The following is a 15,833-nucleotide window of genomic DNA, read 5'->3' on the forward strand; positions in this document are numbered from 1 at the left end:
CGCCCGCGACACCGACGCCGCCGGCGTGTACCCGGTGGTTCTGATCAGTTACCTCGTCGGCTGCGTCGAATACGTCGACCCGACCCGGGTGGAACTGGTCAAGGGCTACTTCTCGTACATCGTCAGCGAAGAGGGCCAGGCGGCCGCCGCCGAGGCCGCGGGGTCGGCTCCGATGTCCGACACGCTGCGTGAGAAGGCCGTCGCCGCGATCGACGCGATCCACTGAAGCCGTCCGTCGCCCTACCCTCTACCTAGACCCCGCGCACTACTTCGACCCTGACATCCTCGAGAGGCCCGTAGGCACATGACCGCCCCCACGACGACGGCTCGCCCGGTGCAGAGACCCGGCGACCGGATCTTCTCGGGCGGCGCCTTTTTCGCCGGGTCGCTGATCCTCGCGGCCCTGGCGCTTGTCGCGGGCTTCCTGGTGCTGCAGAGCATCCCGGCGTTCACGACTCCGGCCGATGAGGTCTCCATCCTCGACGGCACGTCGATTTGGGCGTATGCCGGGCCCCTGATCTTCGGCACCGCGTGGGCCGCTGCGCTCGCGTTGCTTCTCGCGGTTCCCGTCGCCATCGGGATCGCCTTGTTCATCTCCCACTACGCGCCGCGCCGCCTCGCTCAGGGGCTCGGCTACATCGTCGATCTGCTCGCCGCGGTGCCGTCCGTCGTGTTCGGCCTGTGGGGCGGCGCCGTGCTCGCCCCTGCCATCCAGCCCGTGTACACCTGGCTGTGGCAGAACTTCTCCTGGATTCCGCTGTTCGCCGGTCCCCCGTCGGGAACGGGACGCACGATCCTCACCGCCGGGATCGTGCTCGCCGTGATGGTGTTGCCGATCATCACCGCGATCTGCCGCGAGGTGTTCCTGCAGACCCCGGTTCTGCACGAAGAAGCCGCGCTGGCGCTGGGGGCGACCCGCTGGGAGATGATCCGCATGACGGTCTTCCCGTTCGCGCGCGCCGGAATCATCTCGGCGGCGATGTTGGGGCTGGGCCGCGCCCTCGGCGAGACCATGGCCGTCGCGATGGTGCTGTCGGCATCCGGGGCCGTCACCCTCAACCTGATCAGTTCGACGAACCCGTCGACGATCGCGGCGAACATCGCGCTGAGCTTCCCCGAGGCCTACGGCACGAACGTCAATGTGCTGATCGCCACGGGCCTGATGCTGTTCGCGATCACGCTCGTCGTGAACGCCCTCGCCCGCGTCGTCGTCGATCGCCGCAAGGCCTTCTCGGGAGCGAACTGATGACCACGACATCCCGGGCGAAGCCGCTCGTCAACGCCTACACGACCGGTCGACTGCCGGCGTACCTGCCGTGGCTGTTGCTCGTCGGATCGCTGCTGCTCTCGGCGACGATGTTCGTGTTGATCTGGCTCTCCGACACGACGGCCGACTACCCGATCGCGGGCGCGGTGTTCGTCGGAGTCGTCGCCTACGGCATCAGCCTCTATGCCCTGTCCCGGCTGGTCGAAGGGCGACGGCCGGCGACGAACCGGCTGGTCACGACCCTCGTCGTGCTCGCGTTCGTCATCGCGCTGCTGCCGCTGATCTCGCTGCTCTTCACGGTCGTCACCAACGGCCTCGGCCGCTTCGACCTGATGTTCTTCACCTACTCGATGCGCAACATCGTCGGCGACGGCGGCGGCGCGCTCCACGCCATCCTCGGCACGCTGTTGATGACCGGCGCGGCCGCCATCATCTCGATCCCGATCGGGTTGATGACCGCCGTGTACCTCGCCGAGTACGGGCGGGGGGCGATCGCCCGCACCATCACCTTCTTCGTCGACGTGATGACCGGCATCCCATCGATCGTCGCCGGATTGTTCGCCTTCGCGCTGTTCACCCTCTTCTTCGGCCCGGGGGTGCGCGTCGGTGTGGCCGGCGCGATCGCGCTCGCTGTGCTCATGATCCCGGTCGTCGTGCGCACGAGCGAAGAGATGCTGCGGCTCGTGCCCAACGAGTTGCGTGAGGCGTCGTACGCGCTCGGCGTGCCCAAGTGGCGCACGATCGTGAAGATCGTGATCCCCACCTCCATCGCCGGCATCACGACCGGCGTCATGCTCGCCATCGCCCGCGTCATCGGCGAGACCGCACCCCTCCTCGTCGCCGCCGGCTTCACCACGAGCATGAACTACGACCTCTTCGACGGCCGGATGCAGAGCCTGCCCGTCTTCGTCTACAGCTCCTACGTGTCGCAGGGCACCAACGCGATCGCGTCGCTCGACCGGGCGTGGGCCGGGGCGCTCACCCTCATCCTCATCGTCATGCTGCTCAACCTCGTGGCCCGGATCGTGGCGCGCGTCTACGCGCCGAAGACCCGGCGCTGACCCGGAAGAAGGAAACTTGTCCAAGCGCATCGAAGTCCGCGATCTCGACGTCTACTACGGCGACTTCCTCGCCGTCGAAGGCGTGTCGCTCACGATCGAGCCCCGCACGGTCACGGCACTGATCGGACCGTCCGGCTGCGGCAAGTCGACGTTCATCCGCACGCTCAACCGCATGCACGAGGTCATCCCCGGCGCCCGGGTCGACGGCGAGGTGCTCATCGACGGCAATGACCTGTACGGCCCCGGCGTCGACCCGGTGCTCGTGCGTCGCCAGGTCGGGATGGTGTTCCAGCGGCCGAACCCGTTCCCGACGATGTCGATCCGCGACAACGTTCTCGCCGGCGTGAAGCTCAACGATCGTCGCATCAGCAAGCATGACGCCGATGCCCTTGTCGAAGATTCGCTCAAGGGCGCGAACCTCTGGAACGAGGTGAAGGATCGCCTCGACAAGCCCGGCTCGAGCCTCTCGGGTGGGCAGCAGCAGCGACTCTGCATCGCCCGCGCGATCGCGGTGAAGCCCGACGTCATCCTGATGGACGAGCCGTGCTCGGCCCTCGACCCGATCTCGACCCTCGCGATCGAGGACCTCATCGAAGACCTCAAGCGCGAGTACACGATCGTCATCGTCACCCACAACATGCAGCAGGCGTCGCGGGTCAGCGATCGCACCGGATTCTTCAACATCGCCGGTGCCGGCAAGCCGGGCAAACTCATCGAGTACGACGACACGACGAAGATCTTCAGCAAGCCGAGCGTGCAGGCGACCGAAGACTACGTCTCGGGCAAGTTCGGCTGATCCCGACGGAGAAAGCCCTCCTGAGGGAGGATGCCGGGCCGCAGAAACGCCTCTCGGCGCGAGGCCGCTCGAAGCGGCGAATATTGGAGCCCGGGGTTTACTGCGGCCCGGCCCCGACAGCTTAGCTCGGGCTACTCGAGGGCGCTGTCGCGGGCCAGACGCGCGCACGCCGTGAGCTCGTCGGCGGTAGTCGTGAGCCGCAGGGCGCGCGTGGTTAGCTCGGATGCGCGAGCCGGGCTGGCGGCATCCTGATCGTCGGCGACACTTGACGCCCCCGCAGCGGTGACCCGGCAGAAGGCTGCCGCGCGGTCGAGGGCGAGCGCGAAGTCGCCCTCGAACACGCCACGCAAGATGCGGTCGGCCAGATCGGTGACCTCGTCCGGCCCAGCAGGCACCGGCGCCCCCGCGACAAGCGCGTCGATCGTCGACAACACTTCGGTGCCGCGCTGGAAGAGCAGACTCACGCCGTCGGGATCCTGGTGGATGAGCAGTCGCACGAGGTAGAGCCGCCACAACGCGCCGGGGAGGGTGCGCGGCCCGGAGCGTGCCCAGAGTTCGGCGAGCGCATCCAACCCGTGCTCGTCGGTGTACCGCACGAGCCGGTCGACGACGTCGGGGTCGCCCGCGTTGCGTGCTCGCGACAGCAACGCGCGCGCGGTCTCGTGGGCAACGCGGATCACCCGGGCGGGGTCGTCGCCGCCTTCGAGGGAGTCGAACTTCGACCCGCTGAACAGCGTCGGCTTGTGGAACTCGTCGGACACCCCACCACGCTACGCGGCGTCGTCGGGTGTCGGACATGCCGTTTAGCCTGCGAACCCCCGAGGAGAGCGAGAACCGATGACCCAGTGCCCGCTGTGGTGTGTCACCGACCACGACGTCGAGGGCGGAGCGGTCGTGCACCGGGGCGCGACGTACGAGGTCTCCGCGGTTCTCGAGGGGCGCGGTCGTGGCGGGCCGCACACCGCCGACCTGCTCGTCGAGGTTTCACGCGTGCACGATGAAGCCGCGGTGTGGGTCTACCTCGGCGACGGCTGGACCGGGTTCTCGCTGTCACTCGAGTCGGCGACCCGGCTCTCGGCCGCAGTGGTCTCGGCCCTCCGCGCCGCCGGTACGATTGAACCCACGGGCCTGTAGCTCAGTTGGTAGAGCATCGGACTTTTAATCCGCGGGTCGCGAGTTCGAGCCTCGCCGGGCCCACTCTTGTTGTCAGCGGGGCGGCCCCACAGAATGAGGGCCGCCGCACGTGAAGCCCGAAGTGCGACGGCCCTGCGTTTCCTCTGCTGAGCCCCCGACTCAGAAACGGATGTCAGTGTGTCTCTCAGCCCCCCGGAGAGTGACTCTGATCCGCCTGTGATGCATTCCCAACACGTGCAGTGTCGCAATTCCGATGGCGGCTCGCATAGGCACAAGGTCCCGTCGCGATCCTCGGCTACAGAACGGTTCCGAACAGCAGCCCCAGCAGATAGGTGACGGCCGCGGCGCCGAGGCCGATCGCCAGCTGACGCACCGCGCGGCGCAGGAGCGATCCGCCGGAGAGCAGCCCGACGATCGCTCCCGTGGCGAGCAAGGCCACCCCGACGGCGGCGGACGCGATCGCCACGGCGACGAAGCCGTCCGCCCCGACGAGATACGGGATGACGGGGATGATCGCCCCGGAGGCGAAGAACAGGAAGCTCGACAGCGCCGCCGACCACGCCGACCCGATTCCGTCGTGGTCGTCGACCGGTGCCGCCTCGTGGCTCCCCGCGTCGTCGAGGTGGAACGTGGCGAGCACCTGTTGGGCGTTTCGGGCAGCCTCGTCGGCATCCATCCCACGTGCACGGTAGACGAGCGCGAGTTCGTTGGCGTCGACGTCGAGGTGCGGCAGCGCGTGTTGCGAGTCGGGGTCGGGCCGGGATGCCTCCAGCAGCTCCCGCTGGGACCGCACCGAGATGTACTCCCCCGCTCCCATCGACAGCGACCCGGCAAGCAGACCGGCGACCCCGGTCACGAGCACCGTCTGCGGCGGCAGCCCGGTCGCGCCGACCCCGAGCACGAGGGCGAGATTCGAGACGAGACCGTCGTTGATGCCGAAGACGGCGGCCCGTAGGCTGCCGGCGAGCCGCCGACGGCCCCGCGCCGCGAGCCCGCGCAACACCTCGCCGTGGATGCGCTCGTCGGCCGCCATGGCATCCGTCGCATCCAGGTCGTCGTCGTACGGCGAGCGGCCCTCGGCGCGCTGGGCGAGCACCAGCACGAAGAGCGACCCGAATCGGCGGGCGAACTGGATGAGCAGCCGGCTGCCGACGCTGGGGCGACCCGGGTCGCGCGCCTCCCCGCCGAGCAGGCCGACCCAGTGGGCTTCGTGGCGTTGCTCCGCGTCAGCGAGGCCCAGCAGGATGTCGCGCTCCTCACCCGTGTAGCGGTCCGCCAACTCGCGGTACAGCGCGGCCTCCGCCCGCTCGTCGGCGAGGTAACGCCGCCAGCGGCGCGTGCGGGCGCGCTCCGGGCCGGTGGCCATCAGACCGTCCCGACGGATCCCACCGCGCCGGGCGTGTACCGCAGGCCCCACGAGCCTTCCGACGACTCCCCCGGCTCGAGCCAGACGAGGCTCTGCCCGGAGTTGAGGGCGTCGGGCGGTGCCGTCATCGGCTCGACGGCGATCGCCAGCCCGGGCACCCCGCCACGCGGGAACCTCGGCGTCGTGAAGACCTGCACGTATCCCCAGTCGACGTCTTGCACGAGTTCGACCGTCGACCCGTCGGGCGCGGTCAGCCAGGCGCTCGCGCCGTCGCGGTGGGTGACACCGCCGAAGGCCGTGTCGTAGTCGAGGTCACCGACCCGGAGGCCGCCGCGGGCGTCGAAGCGGGTGCCGTCGACCGGACGCTCGGCGATCGGGTTGAGGCGGTCGTCGACGTCGAAGTAGGTCGCGGCGGCGATCGTGATGACGAGGTTCTCGACCGGGTGGTCGCCGACACGCAGGAACGGATGCGTTCCGACGGCGTAGGGCGCGCGGCGATCGCTCAGGTTGGTGACGCCGTGCGTGACGGTGAGCCCGTCGACGCGCACCTGATAGCGCACCCAGGTGTCGAGCAGGAACGGCCAGCCGTGTTGCGGCGCGACGAGAGCGCCGAGGGTGACCGCGTCGGGCGCCTCGTCGCGCACCTCGTAGTCGGTGAACCGCAGCAGCCCGTGCAGGGCGTTGCCGCGATCCCGCTCGGTGAGGTCGAGTTGTTGCTCCTCACCGTCGAGGCGCCACACCCCGTCGCGCACGCGATTCGGCCACGGCGCCAGCACGATTCCGTTGCCGAATGGCGGGGAGCCGGTGCCATCCGTCGTCTCGGTGATCGCCACACCGCCGACGGTGAGCGACCGTAAGACCGCTGCGACGGTGCCGATCTCGGCGCGGGCGCCGTCCGATTCGATGACGAGGTGGCGGCCGGCGGCGTCGACGTGATTCACGTCGCACAGCCTAGGCGGCGATGACGAGCCGTGTCGCGAACGGGACGGTCACGGCATCCGCTTCCGGACCCGCCGTGACGACCGTGCCGAACGCGGCGAGGGGTGCGACGGCGCTCAGGTCGCGCCGCCCGAACTTTGAGCTGTCGGCGACGAGCACCCTCGATGAGGATGCCGCGATCATCGCTCGCTTGACCGCCGCTTCGGGCAGGTTCACGTTGGTGACGCGATCGTCGGCGATTCCCGTGCAGCCGAGGATCGCGAGGTCGGCGTGCAATCCCCGCAGCGTATCGAGCGCGATCGAGTCGACGAGAGAGTGTTGCAGCGGTCGCAGGCTGCCGCCCGTGACGATGACCGTGAACCGCGGAATGGCGGCTTCGAGCGTCTGCGCGATCTGCAGTCCGTTGGTGATGACCACGACGTCACCCAGGTCGGTGCGCGCCACCAGCGCGGCGGCGACCGCGTGGGTGGTCGATCCGACGTCGAGCATGACGCTCGAGCCGTTCCTGACGAGTCGCGCTGCCGCACCACCGATCGCCCGCTTGAGTTCGGCATCCCGTTCGGCGGTCGCCTCGACAGGGGCTTCGCGCACTGAGCCGGCGGCGACCGCGCCCCCGTGCACCCGCCGCACGACGCCTCGCGCGGCGAGCACGGTGAGGTCGGCGCGCACCGTGACCTCGCTGACGCCGAGGCGCGCACTCGCGTCGGCGACCGCGACGAACCCCTGCGCGGCGAGCACCTCGGTGAGGGCGGTACGGCGAGCTTCGGCGTCGAGCGACTCCATTGCGAACCCTTTCGGATGCGAAAGTACGTCTTTTCGCTATCGTAATCGCATGCCCGAAGTCGTGAAACGCACCGCGCAACTCGCCGACGGCCGTGAGCTGTTCTACTTCGACGATGCCGACACCACCCTGGGACCCGAGCGTCGCATCGACGCCCGGGTGCTCGACCCGCGGCCGACGACCGCCACCATGCGCCAGGACGTGCTCACCGGCGACTGGGTGTCGATCGCCGCGGCGCGCCAGAACCGCGTCTTCCTGCCACCCGCCGATCAGGATCCCCTCGCGCCGCAGACCGCCGCGAACCCGTCGGAGATCCCGGATCTTTACGACGTCGCCGTATTCGAGAACCGCTCGCCGTCGTTCGGCCCGGCCCTGACGCCCGACGCCGAAAATCCCCCGCTGGGCCTCGACGACCTCGCCAACCTCGGACTCGGCCGCGCGCGCACCTCCGTCGGCCGCTGCGAGGTCGTCTGCTTCAGCCCCGAGCCCGAAGGGTCGTTCGGCACCCAGACCGAGAGCCGCGCCCGCACCGTGATCGAAGCCTGGGCCGACCGCACCGCCGCCCTCTCGGCGCTGCCGGGCGTCGAGCAGGTGTTCCCCTTCGAGAACCGTGGCGAAGAGATCGGGGTGACCCTGCCGCATCCGCACGGTCAGATCTACGCCTACCCGTACGTGACACCGCGCACCGCCCTCATGCTCGACGCCGCCGACCGGCTCGGGCCGGGGATGTTCGATCGGCTGCTCGAGTTCGAGCGCGCCTCGGAGCGCGTCGTGTTGGCCGGCGAGCACTGGACCGCGTACGTGCCGTTCGCGGCGCGCTGGCCGATCGAGGTGCACCTCGTGCCGCACCGCCACGTGCCCGACTTCGCCGAGACCGACGAGGAGCAGCGCGCCGAACTCGCCCCGCTCTACCTGCGGCTGCTGCGCGGCATCGACGCGCTCTACGACTCCCCGACCCCGTACATCGCGGCGTGGCACCAGGCCCCGGTGAACGTGGGGCGCCAGGCGCTGCGCCTGCACCTGCAGCTCACGTCCCCGCGTCGGGCCGTCGACCGACTCAAGTACCTGGCCGGCTCCGAGGCGGCCATGGGAGCCTGGATCGGCGACGTCACTCCCGAGGCGGCGGCGGCGAACATCCGGAAGGCGATCGAATCGGTATGAGCGACCTGCGCGACGACGTGCGCACCCTGTTCACCCAGATCACCGGACGCGCGCCCGACGGTCTCTGGTCGGCGCCGGGCCGCGTGAACCTGATCGGCGAGCACACCGACTACAACGAGGGCTTCGTGCTGCCGTTCGCGATCGACCGGCGCACGATCGTCGCGGCGGGGGCGCGTGAGGATGCCGTCATCCGGGTCGCGAGCACGTTCTCCGACGAGGTGGTCGAGATCCCACTGGCCGACCTCGACGGCGCTCGGGGCAGCGCCGGCTGGGCCGACTACCCGCTCGGCGTCGCCTGGGCTCTCGGGCGCTCCGGCGCCGACCTCGCCGCGGTGCCGGGCGTCGACCTCGTGATCGACTCCAACGTTCCGGTCGGCGCGGGCCTGTCGTCATCCGCCGCGATCGAGTGCGCCGTCGCGCTCGCGCTCGACGACCTGTGGCGGCTCGGGTTGGCGCGTCCCGCGCTCGCGCGCGTCGGGCAGCTCGCCGAGAACGACTTCGTCGGCGCCCCGACCGGCATCATGGATCAGTCGGCGTCGCTGCTGGGCGAAGCGGATGCCGCGGTCTTCCTCGACTGCCGCACCCTGGCATCCGAGGTCGTGCCGTTGGGCTTCGCCGCCGCCGGCCTCACGCTGCTCGTGATGGACACCGGGGTGTCGCACTCGCACGCGACCGGTGGGTACGGCGAGCGCCGGGCATCCTGCGAGGCGGGGGCCGCGGCCCTGGGCGTCGCATCGCTGCGCGACCTCGCCGTCGACGACCTCCCGCGGGCGAAGGCCGAGCTCGACGACGTGACCTTCCGCCGCGTGCGGCACGTGGTCACCGAGAACCAACGGGTTCTGGATGTCGTGGCGACGCTGCGCTCGGAGGGCGCCGCCGGCATCGGGGCACTCCTGGATGCCTCGCACACCTCGATGCGCGACGACTTCGAGATCTCGGTGCCCGAACTCGACCTCGCCGTCGAGACCGCCCGCGAGCACGGGGCCCTCGGCTCCCGCATGACCGGCGGCGGTTTCGGCGGGGCCGCGATCGCCCTCGCTCCCCTCGATGCCGTGTCGCGCATCCAGGTCGCCGTCGACGGCGCCTTCGCCGAGCACGGCTTCGCCGCTCCCGAGGTCTACCCCGTGCGCCCCTCCGCCGGAGCCGCCCGCGACGCCTGACCCTGGTCGCTTCCCGTTTTCAGGAATCTGAGTGGGCGGAGTCGCGAGAGTTGTCTGAACAGGACGTACGACACGTCAGAATCCACTCCTGCACCACAGATTCCTGAAAACGGAAAGCACCCGAGCGGGTCAGGCGGAGTCCCGCTCCGCGGCGTCGACGACGTTGGAGAGCAGCAGGGCGCGGGTCATCGGGCCGACGCCACCGGGGTTGGGCGACAGCCACCCGGCGACCGCCGCGACGCCCGGGTCGACGTCGCCGTGCAGCCGCACCTTGCCGGAGTCGGTCATGCCGACGCGGGTGACCCCGACATCCAACACGGCCGCGCCGGGCTTCACCCAGTCGGGCTTGATGAAGTGCGGCACGCCGATCGCGGCCACGACGATGTCGGCACGGCGCACCTCCGTCGGCAGGTCGACGGTGCGGGAGTGCGTGAGGGTCACGGTCGCGTCGATGCCCTTGCGGGTGAAGACGAGTCCGAGCGGGCGACCGACGGTGAGGCCGCGACCGACGATGACGACGTGCTTGCCGGCGATCGGAACGTCATGGCGGCGCAGCAGTTCGACGACCCCCGCAGGGGTGCACGGCAGCGGCGAGTTCAGGTCGCCCTCGACGCCGAGCACGAGCCGCCCGAGGTTGGTCGGGTGCAGGCCGTCGGCGTCCTTGTCGGGGTCGATGAGTTCGAGAACCGCGTTCTCATCGATGCCCTTCGGCAGCGGAAGTTGCACGATGTAGCCGGTGACCGACGGGTCGGCGTTGAGTCCGGCCACCGCGGAACGCACTTCGGCTTCGGATGCCGTGGCGGGCAGCCCGACGGGGATCGAGCGGATGCCGACCTCGGCACAGTCGCGGTGCTTGCTCGACACGTAGGAGATCGAGCCGGGGTCTTCGCCGACGAGGAGTGTTCCGAGACCCGGCACAATGCCGCGGGCGGCGAGCGCCTCGATGCGCTCGCGCAGTTCGTTCTTGATGGCGGTCGCGGTGGCGACGCCGTCGAGTGTGATGGCGGTCATTGCCAGCTCCCGGGGCTCGTCAGGCCGGGGTAGAGCGGGAAGCGCGAGGCGAGAGCCTCGACGCGGGCGCGCAGACCCGGCAGGTCAGGGTCGGCCTTCAGGGTAGCCGCGATGATCTGAGCGACCTCCTCGAATTCCGTGTCGTGGAAGCCACGCGTGGCGAGGGCGGGGGTGCCGATGCGGATGCCGGAGGTCACCATGGGCGGGCGGGGGTCGTTCGGCACCGAGTTCTTGTTGACGGTGATGCCGACCTCGTGCAGCAGGTTCTCGGCGTCCTGACCGGTGATCTTCGAGTTGCGCAGGTCGACGAGCACGAGGTGCACGTCGGTGCCGCCCGACAACACCGTGATGCCTTCCGCCGTGACGTCGGGCTGCGTCAGGCGTTCGGCGATGATGTGCGCGCCGCTCAGCGTCGCCTTCTGCCGCTCGGTGAACTCCGGCTCCATCGCGAGCTTGAACGCCGTCGCCTTCGCGGCGATGACGTGCATGAGCGGCCCGCCCTGCTGCCCGGGGAAGACGTTGGTGTTCATCTTCTTGGCGATGTCGGGGTCGTTGGTCAGGATGAAGCCCGACCGCGGGCCGCCGATCGTCTTGTGCACGGTCGACGACACGATGTGCGCGTGCGGCACGGGGTTCGGGTGCAGGCCCGCGGCGACGAGTCCGGCGAAGTGCGCCATGTCGACCCAGAGTTTCGCGCCGACCTCGTCGGCGATGGCGCGGAACGCCGCGAAGTCGAGCTGCCGCGGGTACGCCGACCACCCGGCGATGATGACCTTCGGCATCACCTCGAGCGCCCGCTCGCGCACGACATCCATATCGATGCGCATCGTGGCCAGATCGAGGCCGTAGGCGTGCGCCTCGTACAACTTGCCCGAGAAGTTGAGCCGCATCCCGTGCGTGAGGTGGCCGCCCTGGGCGAGCTCGAGCCCGAGGATGCGGTCGCCGGGCTCGGCGATCGTCGACAACACCGCGACGTTGGCCGAGGCGCCCGAGTGCGGCTGCACGTTCGCGAACTCGGCGCCGAACAGCTTCTTCGCCCGCTCGATCGCGAGAGTCTCGACGACGTCGACGAACTCGCAGCCTCCGTAGTAGCGCTTGCCGGGGTAGCCCTCCGCGTACTTGTTGGTGAGCACCGACCCCTGAGCTTCGAGCACCGCGCGCGGCACGAAGTTCTCGCTCGCGATCATCTCGAGGGTGGAACGTTGACGGTTCAGTTCCTGTTCGAGCGCGTGAGCGACCTCAGGATCGACCTCGGCCAGGGGGGAGTTGAAGATCGATGACATCTCGGAGTCCTTCCGACGCAGTGAGAGTTCTCGCGGCCCAGGCGTACGGCCGCGTTCATCTGCTGCGTCGCTTCCCGATGGTGATCCATCCGAACGCCAGTCGCGACCGCCTCAGTGTATCCCGTCGGTCTCGTGCGCCGCGAGCCGCGCCCGGTCGGTGACGAGCACCCAGACCGCGCCCGCCGCGACGATCGCCGCAGCGACATAGGGGACGACCGCCATCCCGAGCTCGTCGAGCACGACGCCGCCCAGCAGCGCACCGAGGCCGATGGCGATGTTGAAGGCGGTCGTGACGATCGCGCCCGTGAGGTCGCGGATGCGGGCCGATGCCGCGTGCAGGGCCCGCGTCTGGAAGAGCGCGGGAAGCCCTCCGAAGGCGGCGCTCCACAGCATCATGATGAGAATCGCCGGCACGAGCCCCCGCGCGAACAGCGCAGTGAGGATGACGGCGATCGCGAGGGAGCCGAGCATGAGATTGAGCGTGAAGCGGGGGAAGCGGTCGCCGAACACCCCTGCGGCGAGAAGCCCGAGCGCCCCGCCCAGCCCGAAGAACAGCAAGAGCAGGCTGACGTAGTCATCGGCGACCCCCGCGATCGAGATCGACCACGGCGCGATGTAGGTGTAGAAGAGGTTGTGTCCGGTGGCGACGAGCAAGACCGTGACGGCGACGATGGCGACCGCGACGATCGACCGGTCGCGCTTCACAGCGATGATCGAGCCGGTGTCGGTCGTCTGCACCTCGCGTTTCGGAACGCGGTGGTCGACAGCCGGCAGCGACACCACGGTCAGCACCGCGAACACGACGACGAGCGCCGCCATCGTCACGAACGCCCAGCGCCAGCCGATGGCGTGGCCGATCGCGGCGGTGAACGGCACCCCGAGGATGAACGCGAGCGTTCCGCCGGCGGTCGTCACCGACACGGCGCGGGCGAGCTGCCGCGGTGCGACGAGCAGCGACACGTACGGACCGGCGACCGCCCAGAAGAGGCCGTGCGCAAGGCCGCCGAGAACTCGCGTTGCGGCGAGCATCTCGTAGTTCGGGGCGATTGCGGCCAGCACATTGGAGACCGCGAACACGGCGAGAAGCGCGACGAGGAGACCCTTGCGGGAATAGCGGCGGGTGAGCAGCGTGAGCGGGGCCGCACTCAGCACCACCGTGAATGCGAACACCGTGATGAGCAGTCCGACGCGCGACTCCGACACGTCGAGGTCGGCGGCGATGTCGGGCAGCAACCCGGTGGGCAGGAACTCGCTCGAGACGGAGACGAAGATGGCGCCCGCGAGGACGAGCAGCCGGAACAAGGGGAACCGGTCGGCGGAAGGCGCAGACATGGAGGCGTGGCTTTCGACGGGGTGGGCTCGTGGCGCCGGCCGCGGGAGAACGAAGGATGCCGCCCTCGCCTCTCACGATACCCGCCCGCCCGGAAGGGGCGCCGGTAGCCTGGGGAGGTGACGACGCTGCTGCACTCGGCGACCGCCGTGGATGCCCGCGGCGAGACGCCCGACGCCTGGATCCTGCTCGACGGTGACACGATCGCGGTGACCGGCTCGGGTGCCGAACGCCCGGTCGCCGACGAGACACTCGACCTCTCCGGCCGGTGGATCGCGCCGGGGTTCCTCGACCTGCACGCACACGGCGGCGGCGGCGAGGACTACGCGACCGGCGACCTTGCCACAGGCCTTGCGGCGCACCGCCGACACGGCACGACCCGCACCGTCGTGAGCCTCGTGTCGGAACCCATCGAGGTGCTCGGCCAACAGCTCGCGCGCATCGCCGACCTCGCCGCCGACGACCCGCGGGTGCTCGGCAGCCACCTCGAGGGGCCGTTCCTCGCCGAATCGCGCCGCGGGGCTCACGCCGCGGAGATGCTCCGCGCGCCCGACGACGCGACGATCGACCGGTTGATCGCGGCCGCCCGAGGAACGCTGCGCCAGGTGACGATCGCCCCCGAACTGCCGGGCGGCCTCGACGCCGTGCGCCGGTTCGCCGACGCGGGAGTCGTCGTCGCGATCGGTCACACCGAGGCCGACGCCGCGACCGCCCGTGCGGCCTTCGACGCGGGAGCGACGCTGCTGACCCACGCCTTCAACGCAATGCCCGGCATCCATCACCGCGCCGGCGGACCCGTCGCCGCGGCCCTCGACGACGAGCGGGTGAACCTCGAACTCGTGCTCGACGGGCTGCACGTCGAGCAGAGCGTCGCGGCCATCGCCTTCGCCGCCGCCCCCGGGCGCATCGCCCTCATCTCCGACGCGATGGCCGCCGCGGGAGCCGCCGACGGCACCTATCGCCTCGGCACCCTCGACGTCACGGTGAGGTCCGGCATCGCGATGGTCGCCGGCACCGAGACGATCGCCGGTTCGACCCTCACCCTCGACACCGCGCTCATCCTCGCGATCGACGCGCTCGGGCTGTCCCGTTCCGCGGCGGTCGCCGCGCTGACGGCGACGCCCGCCCGCATCCTCGGTCTCGCCGATCGCTTCGGGCTGCTCGCGCCCGGCTTCGCCGCCGACATCGTCGTGCTCGATGCCGACGACGCCGTGGAGTCAGTCTGGGCGAACGGCGTCATCGCACCCTCGGTCGTCGAGTAGCCGCGAAGCGGCGTGTCGAGGCGGACTCGTGGGGTCTCGACACGCGCCTTCGGCGCTACTCGACCACCGAGAAGCGATGCTCCCAGGCGGAGCGGTAGTAGTCGGCGTAGCGCAGGCGGGAGGCGGCGGCCTCGTCGATGAGCACCGTCACCTCGGGATGCAACTGGATGACGGAGGCGGGCAGCGACGCCGACACCGGGCCCTCCACCGCACCCGCGACGGCTTCGGCCTTCGCATCCCCGAACGCAAGCAGTAGGAGCTCTCGAGCCTCCAGAATCGTGCCGAGCCCCTGCGTGAGGCAATGCCGCGGCACCTCGTCGGGCGAGGCGAAGAACCGGGCGTTGTCGGCCCGGGTGGCGTCGGTGAGAGTCTTCACGCGGGTGCGGGAGGCCAGCGACGAGCCGGGTTCGTTGAAGCCGATGTGTCCGGTGCGGCCGATGCCGAGGATCTGCAGATCCACTCCTCCGGCGGCGTGGATCGCCTCCTCGTAGCGCACTCCCGCCGTCTCGACCGGCCCGCCGTCGTCGCCGGGCACCCGCACGAGCGAGGGGTCGAGGCCGAGTGGCTCGACGACCTCGCGCGCGATGACGGCCGCGTAGCTCTCGGGGTGCCCGGGCGGCAGGCCGAGGTACTCGTCGAGGGCGAACCCGCGCACGCACGTCAGGTCGACCCCCCGCTCCCGGAGGGCCGCCCACACCGGGAGCGGGGTGGATCCGGTGGCGAGCCCCAGCACGGCGTCGGGCTTGCGGGCGACCAGCCCGGCGATGTGTTCGGCGGCGATCGCGCCCGCCTGGGCCGCCGAGGTCACGATCACGACTTCAGCCATCTCAGTCTCCAGAGGCGCCGACGAGTGCCGCCCCGATCGCCGCGGCCGGGAAGTCCCGCGGCAGCACCTCGACGCGACTCGACAGGTCGAGCATGGCCAGGAGTCCGCTCTCGGCCGCCCATGTCTCGAGTACCGCGCGCACGGCGCCGAGCAACTCGTCGCCGAGGGAGCTCAGCCCCCCGCCGATGACGACGCGGTCGGGGTCGACCGTGAGCACGAGCAGCCGCACGGCGGCCGCGACATGTTCGATGAGCCCATCGCGCACGGCCACGGCCTCGGCATCGCCCCCCGCCGCGGAGGTGAAGAGGTCGCGCACCGACTCCCCGCCCGCCCAGGAGCGCGCGAGGCCCGAGCCCGATGCCGCGAGCTCGAGGCAACCGCGCTGGCCGCACGGGCAGAGCGGCCCGGCGGGGTCGACCGGGATGTGCCCGATCTCGCCGGCAACGCCGCGCGAGC

16 protein-coding genes, 1 tRNA gene, 1 pseudogene and 1 riboswitch are annotated in these 15,833 nt (G+C 70.4%); of the genes and pseudogenes, 9 read left to right on the forward strand and 9 right to left on the reverse strand.

Annotation, left to right across the window (positions count from 1 at the left end):
* From WBL06_RS14255 to pstB, 4 genes and pseudogenes are all read left to right on the forward strand, one after another.
* Positions 1 to 226 (forward strand): annotated as a pseudogene (locus WBL06_RS14255) (phosphate ABC transporter substrate-binding protein PstS); the annotation flags it as partial.
* A gap of 78 nt (positions 227 to 304) precedes the next feature.
* Positions 305 to 1,246: a phosphate ABC transporter permease subunit PstC gene (gene pstC / locus WBL06_RS14260; RefSeq protein ID WP_424457157.1), complete on the forward strand. Its 942-nt coding sequence runs from the start codon at positions 305 to 307 to the stop codon at positions 1,244 to 1,246.
* Complete coding sequence (gene pstA, locus WBL06_RS14265) at positions 1,246 to 2,328, forward strand: phosphate ABC transporter permease PstA (RefSeq protein WP_424457159.1); 1,083 nt, start codon at positions 1,246 to 1,248, stop codon at positions 2,326 to 2,328. Before pstC ends, pstA begins: the two co-directional genes overlap by 1 nt.
* 16 nt (positions 2,329 to 2,344) lie before the next feature.
* Positions 2,345 to 3,124, forward strand: coding sequence for a phosphate ABC transporter ATP-binding protein PstB (pstB, locus tag WBL06_RS14270; protein ID WP_424457161.1), 780 nt, complete (start codon positions 2,345 to 2,347; stop codon positions 3,122 to 3,124).
* Positions 3,125 to 3,255: 131 nt separating this feature from the next.
* Here pstB and WBL06_RS14275 read toward each other — a convergent pair whose 3' ends face one another.
* Entirely contained in the window at positions 3,256 to 3,885 is a 630-nt protein-coding gene (locus WBL06_RS14275) for a DNA-directed RNA polymerase subunit beta (protein ID WP_424457163.1), read from the reverse strand.
* Between the two features lie 76 nt (positions 3,886 to 3,961).
* On the opposite strand from WBL06_RS14275, the gene WBL06_RS14280 reads away from it, so the two are divergent.
* Both WBL06_RS14280 and WBL06_RS14285 read left to right on the forward strand, forming a co-directional pair.
* Positions 3,962 to 4,258: a DUF6907 domain-containing protein gene (locus WBL06_RS14280; RefSeq protein ID WP_424457165.1), complete on the forward strand. Its 297-nt coding sequence runs from the start codon at positions 3,962 to 3,964 to the stop codon at positions 4,256 to 4,258.
* Positions 4,249 to 4,321 (forward strand) — tRNA-Lys (locus WBL06_RS14285). The genes WBL06_RS14280 and WBL06_RS14285 overlap by 10 nt, the downstream gene beginning before the upstream one ends.
* A 232-nt stretch (positions 4,322 to 4,553) precedes the next feature.
* Here the strand turns inward: WBL06_RS14285 and WBL06_RS14290 are convergent.
* The 3 genes from WBL06_RS14290 to WBL06_RS14300 are packed head-to-tail and all read right to left on the reverse strand — an operon-like array spanning position 4,554 to position 7,346.
* Positions 4,554 to 5,624 carry a VIT1/CCC1 transporter family protein gene (locus tag WBL06_RS14290; protein WP_424457166.1) on the reverse strand — a complete coding sequence of 357 codons (1,071 nt, stop codon included), beginning with the start codon at positions 5,622 to 5,624 and terminating at the stop codon, positions 4,554 to 4,556.
* Positions 5,624 to 6,565 (reverse strand): aldose 1-epimerase family protein, encoded by a 942-nt coding sequence (locus WBL06_RS14295; RefSeq protein WP_424457168.1) that lies wholly within the window; start codon positions 6,563 to 6,565, stop codon positions 5,624 to 5,626. The genes WBL06_RS14290 and WBL06_RS14295 overlap by 1 nt, the downstream gene beginning before the upstream one ends.
* Positions 6,566 to 6,575: 10 nt before the next feature.
* Positions 6,576 to 7,346 (reverse strand): DeoR/GlpR family DNA-binding transcription regulator, encoded by a 771-nt coding sequence (locus tag WBL06_RS14300; RefSeq protein WP_424457170.1) that lies wholly within the window; start codon positions 7,344 to 7,346, stop codon positions 6,576 to 6,578.
* A gap of 49 nt (positions 7,347 to 7,395) precedes the next feature.
* On the opposite strand from WBL06_RS14300, the gene galT reads away from it, so the two are divergent.
* Positions 7,396 to 8,505, forward strand: coding sequence for a galactose-1-phosphate uridylyltransferase (gene galT / locus WBL06_RS14305; RefSeq protein WP_424457172.1), 1,110 nt, complete (start codon positions 7,396 to 7,398; stop codon positions 8,503 to 8,505).
* A complete protein-coding gene (galK, locus tag WBL06_RS14310) occupies positions 8,502 to 9,665 on the forward strand; it encodes a galactokinase (protein WP_424457174.1) in 1,164 nt (387 codons plus the stop codon). The genes galT and galK overlap by 4 nt, the downstream gene beginning before the upstream one ends.
* 129 nt (positions 9,666 to 9,794) lie before the next feature.
* Here galK and WBL06_RS14315 read toward each other — a convergent pair whose 3' ends face one another.
* The 3 genes from WBL06_RS14315 to WBL06_RS14325 all read right to left on the reverse strand — a co-directional run bounded on the left by WBL06_RS14315 (position 9,795) and on the right by WBL06_RS14325 (position 13,291).
* Positions 9,795 to 10,676: a bifunctional methylenetetrahydrofolate dehydrogenase/methenyltetrahydrofolate cyclohydrolase gene (locus WBL06_RS14315; protein WP_424457176.1), complete on the reverse strand. Its 882-nt coding sequence runs from the start codon at positions 10,674 to 10,676 to the stop codon at positions 9,795 to 9,797.
* Positions 10,673 to 11,959, reverse strand: a complete 1,287-nt coding sequence (gene glyA / locus WBL06_RS14320; protein ID WP_424457178.1) for a serine hydroxymethyltransferase — start codon at positions 11,957 to 11,959, stop codon at positions 10,673 to 10,675. Before glyA ends, WBL06_RS14315 begins: the two co-directional genes overlap by 4 nt.
* Before the next feature lie 28 nt (positions 11,960 to 11,987).
* A riboswitch (ZMP/ZTP riboswitch) is annotated at positions 11,988 to 12,073 on the reverse strand.
* Positions 12,071 to 13,291 carry an MFS transporter gene (locus tag WBL06_RS14325; protein WP_424457180.1) on the reverse strand — a complete coding sequence of 407 codons (1,221 nt, stop codon included), beginning with the start codon at positions 13,289 to 13,291 and terminating at the stop codon, positions 12,071 to 12,073. It overlaps the preceding riboswitch by 3 nt.
* Before the next feature lie 117 nt (positions 13,292 to 13,408).
* Between WBL06_RS14325 and nagA the strand changes: the two genes are divergently transcribed.
* The gene (gene nagA, locus WBL06_RS14330) at positions 13,409 to 14,551 is read left to right on the forward strand and encodes an N-acetylglucosamine-6-phosphate deacetylase (protein WP_424457182.1); all 1,143 of its coding nucleotides are present in this window, start codon (positions 13,409 to 13,411) and stop codon (positions 14,549 to 14,551) included.
* A gap of 55 nt (positions 14,552 to 14,606) precedes the next feature.
* Here the strand turns inward: nagA and WBL06_RS14335 are convergent, their stop codons facing one another.
* On the reverse strand, positions 14,607 to 15,377 hold the full coding sequence (locus WBL06_RS14335) for a glucosamine-6-phosphate deaminase (protein WP_424457184.1): 771 nt from the start codon (positions 15,375 to 15,377) through the stop codon (positions 14,607 to 14,609).
* Position 15,378: 1 nt separating this feature from the next.
* On the reverse strand, positions 15,379 to 15,833 hold a 455-nt coding region (locus tag WBL06_RS14340), incomplete at its 5' end, for an ROK family protein (protein WP_424457186.1).

Source organism: Pseudolysinimonas sp. (assembly GCF_049651805.1).
Lineage (GTDB): Bacteria > Actinomycetota > Actinomycetes > Actinomycetales > Microbacteriaceae > Pseudolysinimonas_A.

Coding starts and splice junctions, on each gene's coding strand:
- pstC (WP_424457157.1), top strand. CDS start 305: ATGACCGCCCCCACGACGACGGCTCGCCCGGTGCAGAGACCCGGCGAC.
- pstA (WP_424457159.1), top strand. CDS start 1,246: ATGACCACGACATCCCGGGCGAAGCCGCTCGTCAACGCCTACACGACC.
- WBL06_RS14280 (WP_424457165.1), top strand. CDS start 3,962: ATGACCCAGTGCCCGCTGTGGTGTGTCACCGACCACGACGTCGAGGGC.
- WBL06_RS14290 (WP_424457166.1), bottom strand. CDS start 5,624: ATGGCCACCGGCCCGGAGCGCGCCCGCACGCGCCGCTGGCGGCGTTAC.
- WBL06_RS14300 (WP_424457170.1), bottom strand. CDS start 7,346: ATGGAGTCGCTCGACGCCGAAGCTCGCCGTACCGCCCTCACCGAGGTG.
- galT (WP_424457172.1), top strand. CDS start 7,396: ATGCCCGAAGTCGTGAAACGCACCGCGCAACTCGCCGACGGCCGTGAG.
- galK (WP_424457174.1), top strand. CDS start 8,502: ATGAGCGACCTGCGCGACGACGTGCGCACCCTGTTCACCCAGATCACC.
- WBL06_RS14315 (WP_424457176.1), bottom strand. CDS start 10,676: ATGACCGCCATCACACTCGACGGCGTCGCCACCGCGACCGCCATCAAG.
- glyA (WP_424457178.1), bottom strand. CDS start 11,959: ATGTCATCGATCTTCAACTCCCCCCTGGCCGAGGTCGATCCTGAGGTC.
- WBL06_RS14325 (WP_424457180.1), bottom strand. CDS start 13,291: ATGTCTGCGCCTTCCGCCGACCGGTTCCCCTTGTTCCGGCTGCTCGTC.
- WBL06_RS14335 (WP_424457184.1), bottom strand. CDS start 15,377: ATGGCTGAAGTCGTGATCGTGACCTCGGCGGCCCAGGCGGGCGCGATC.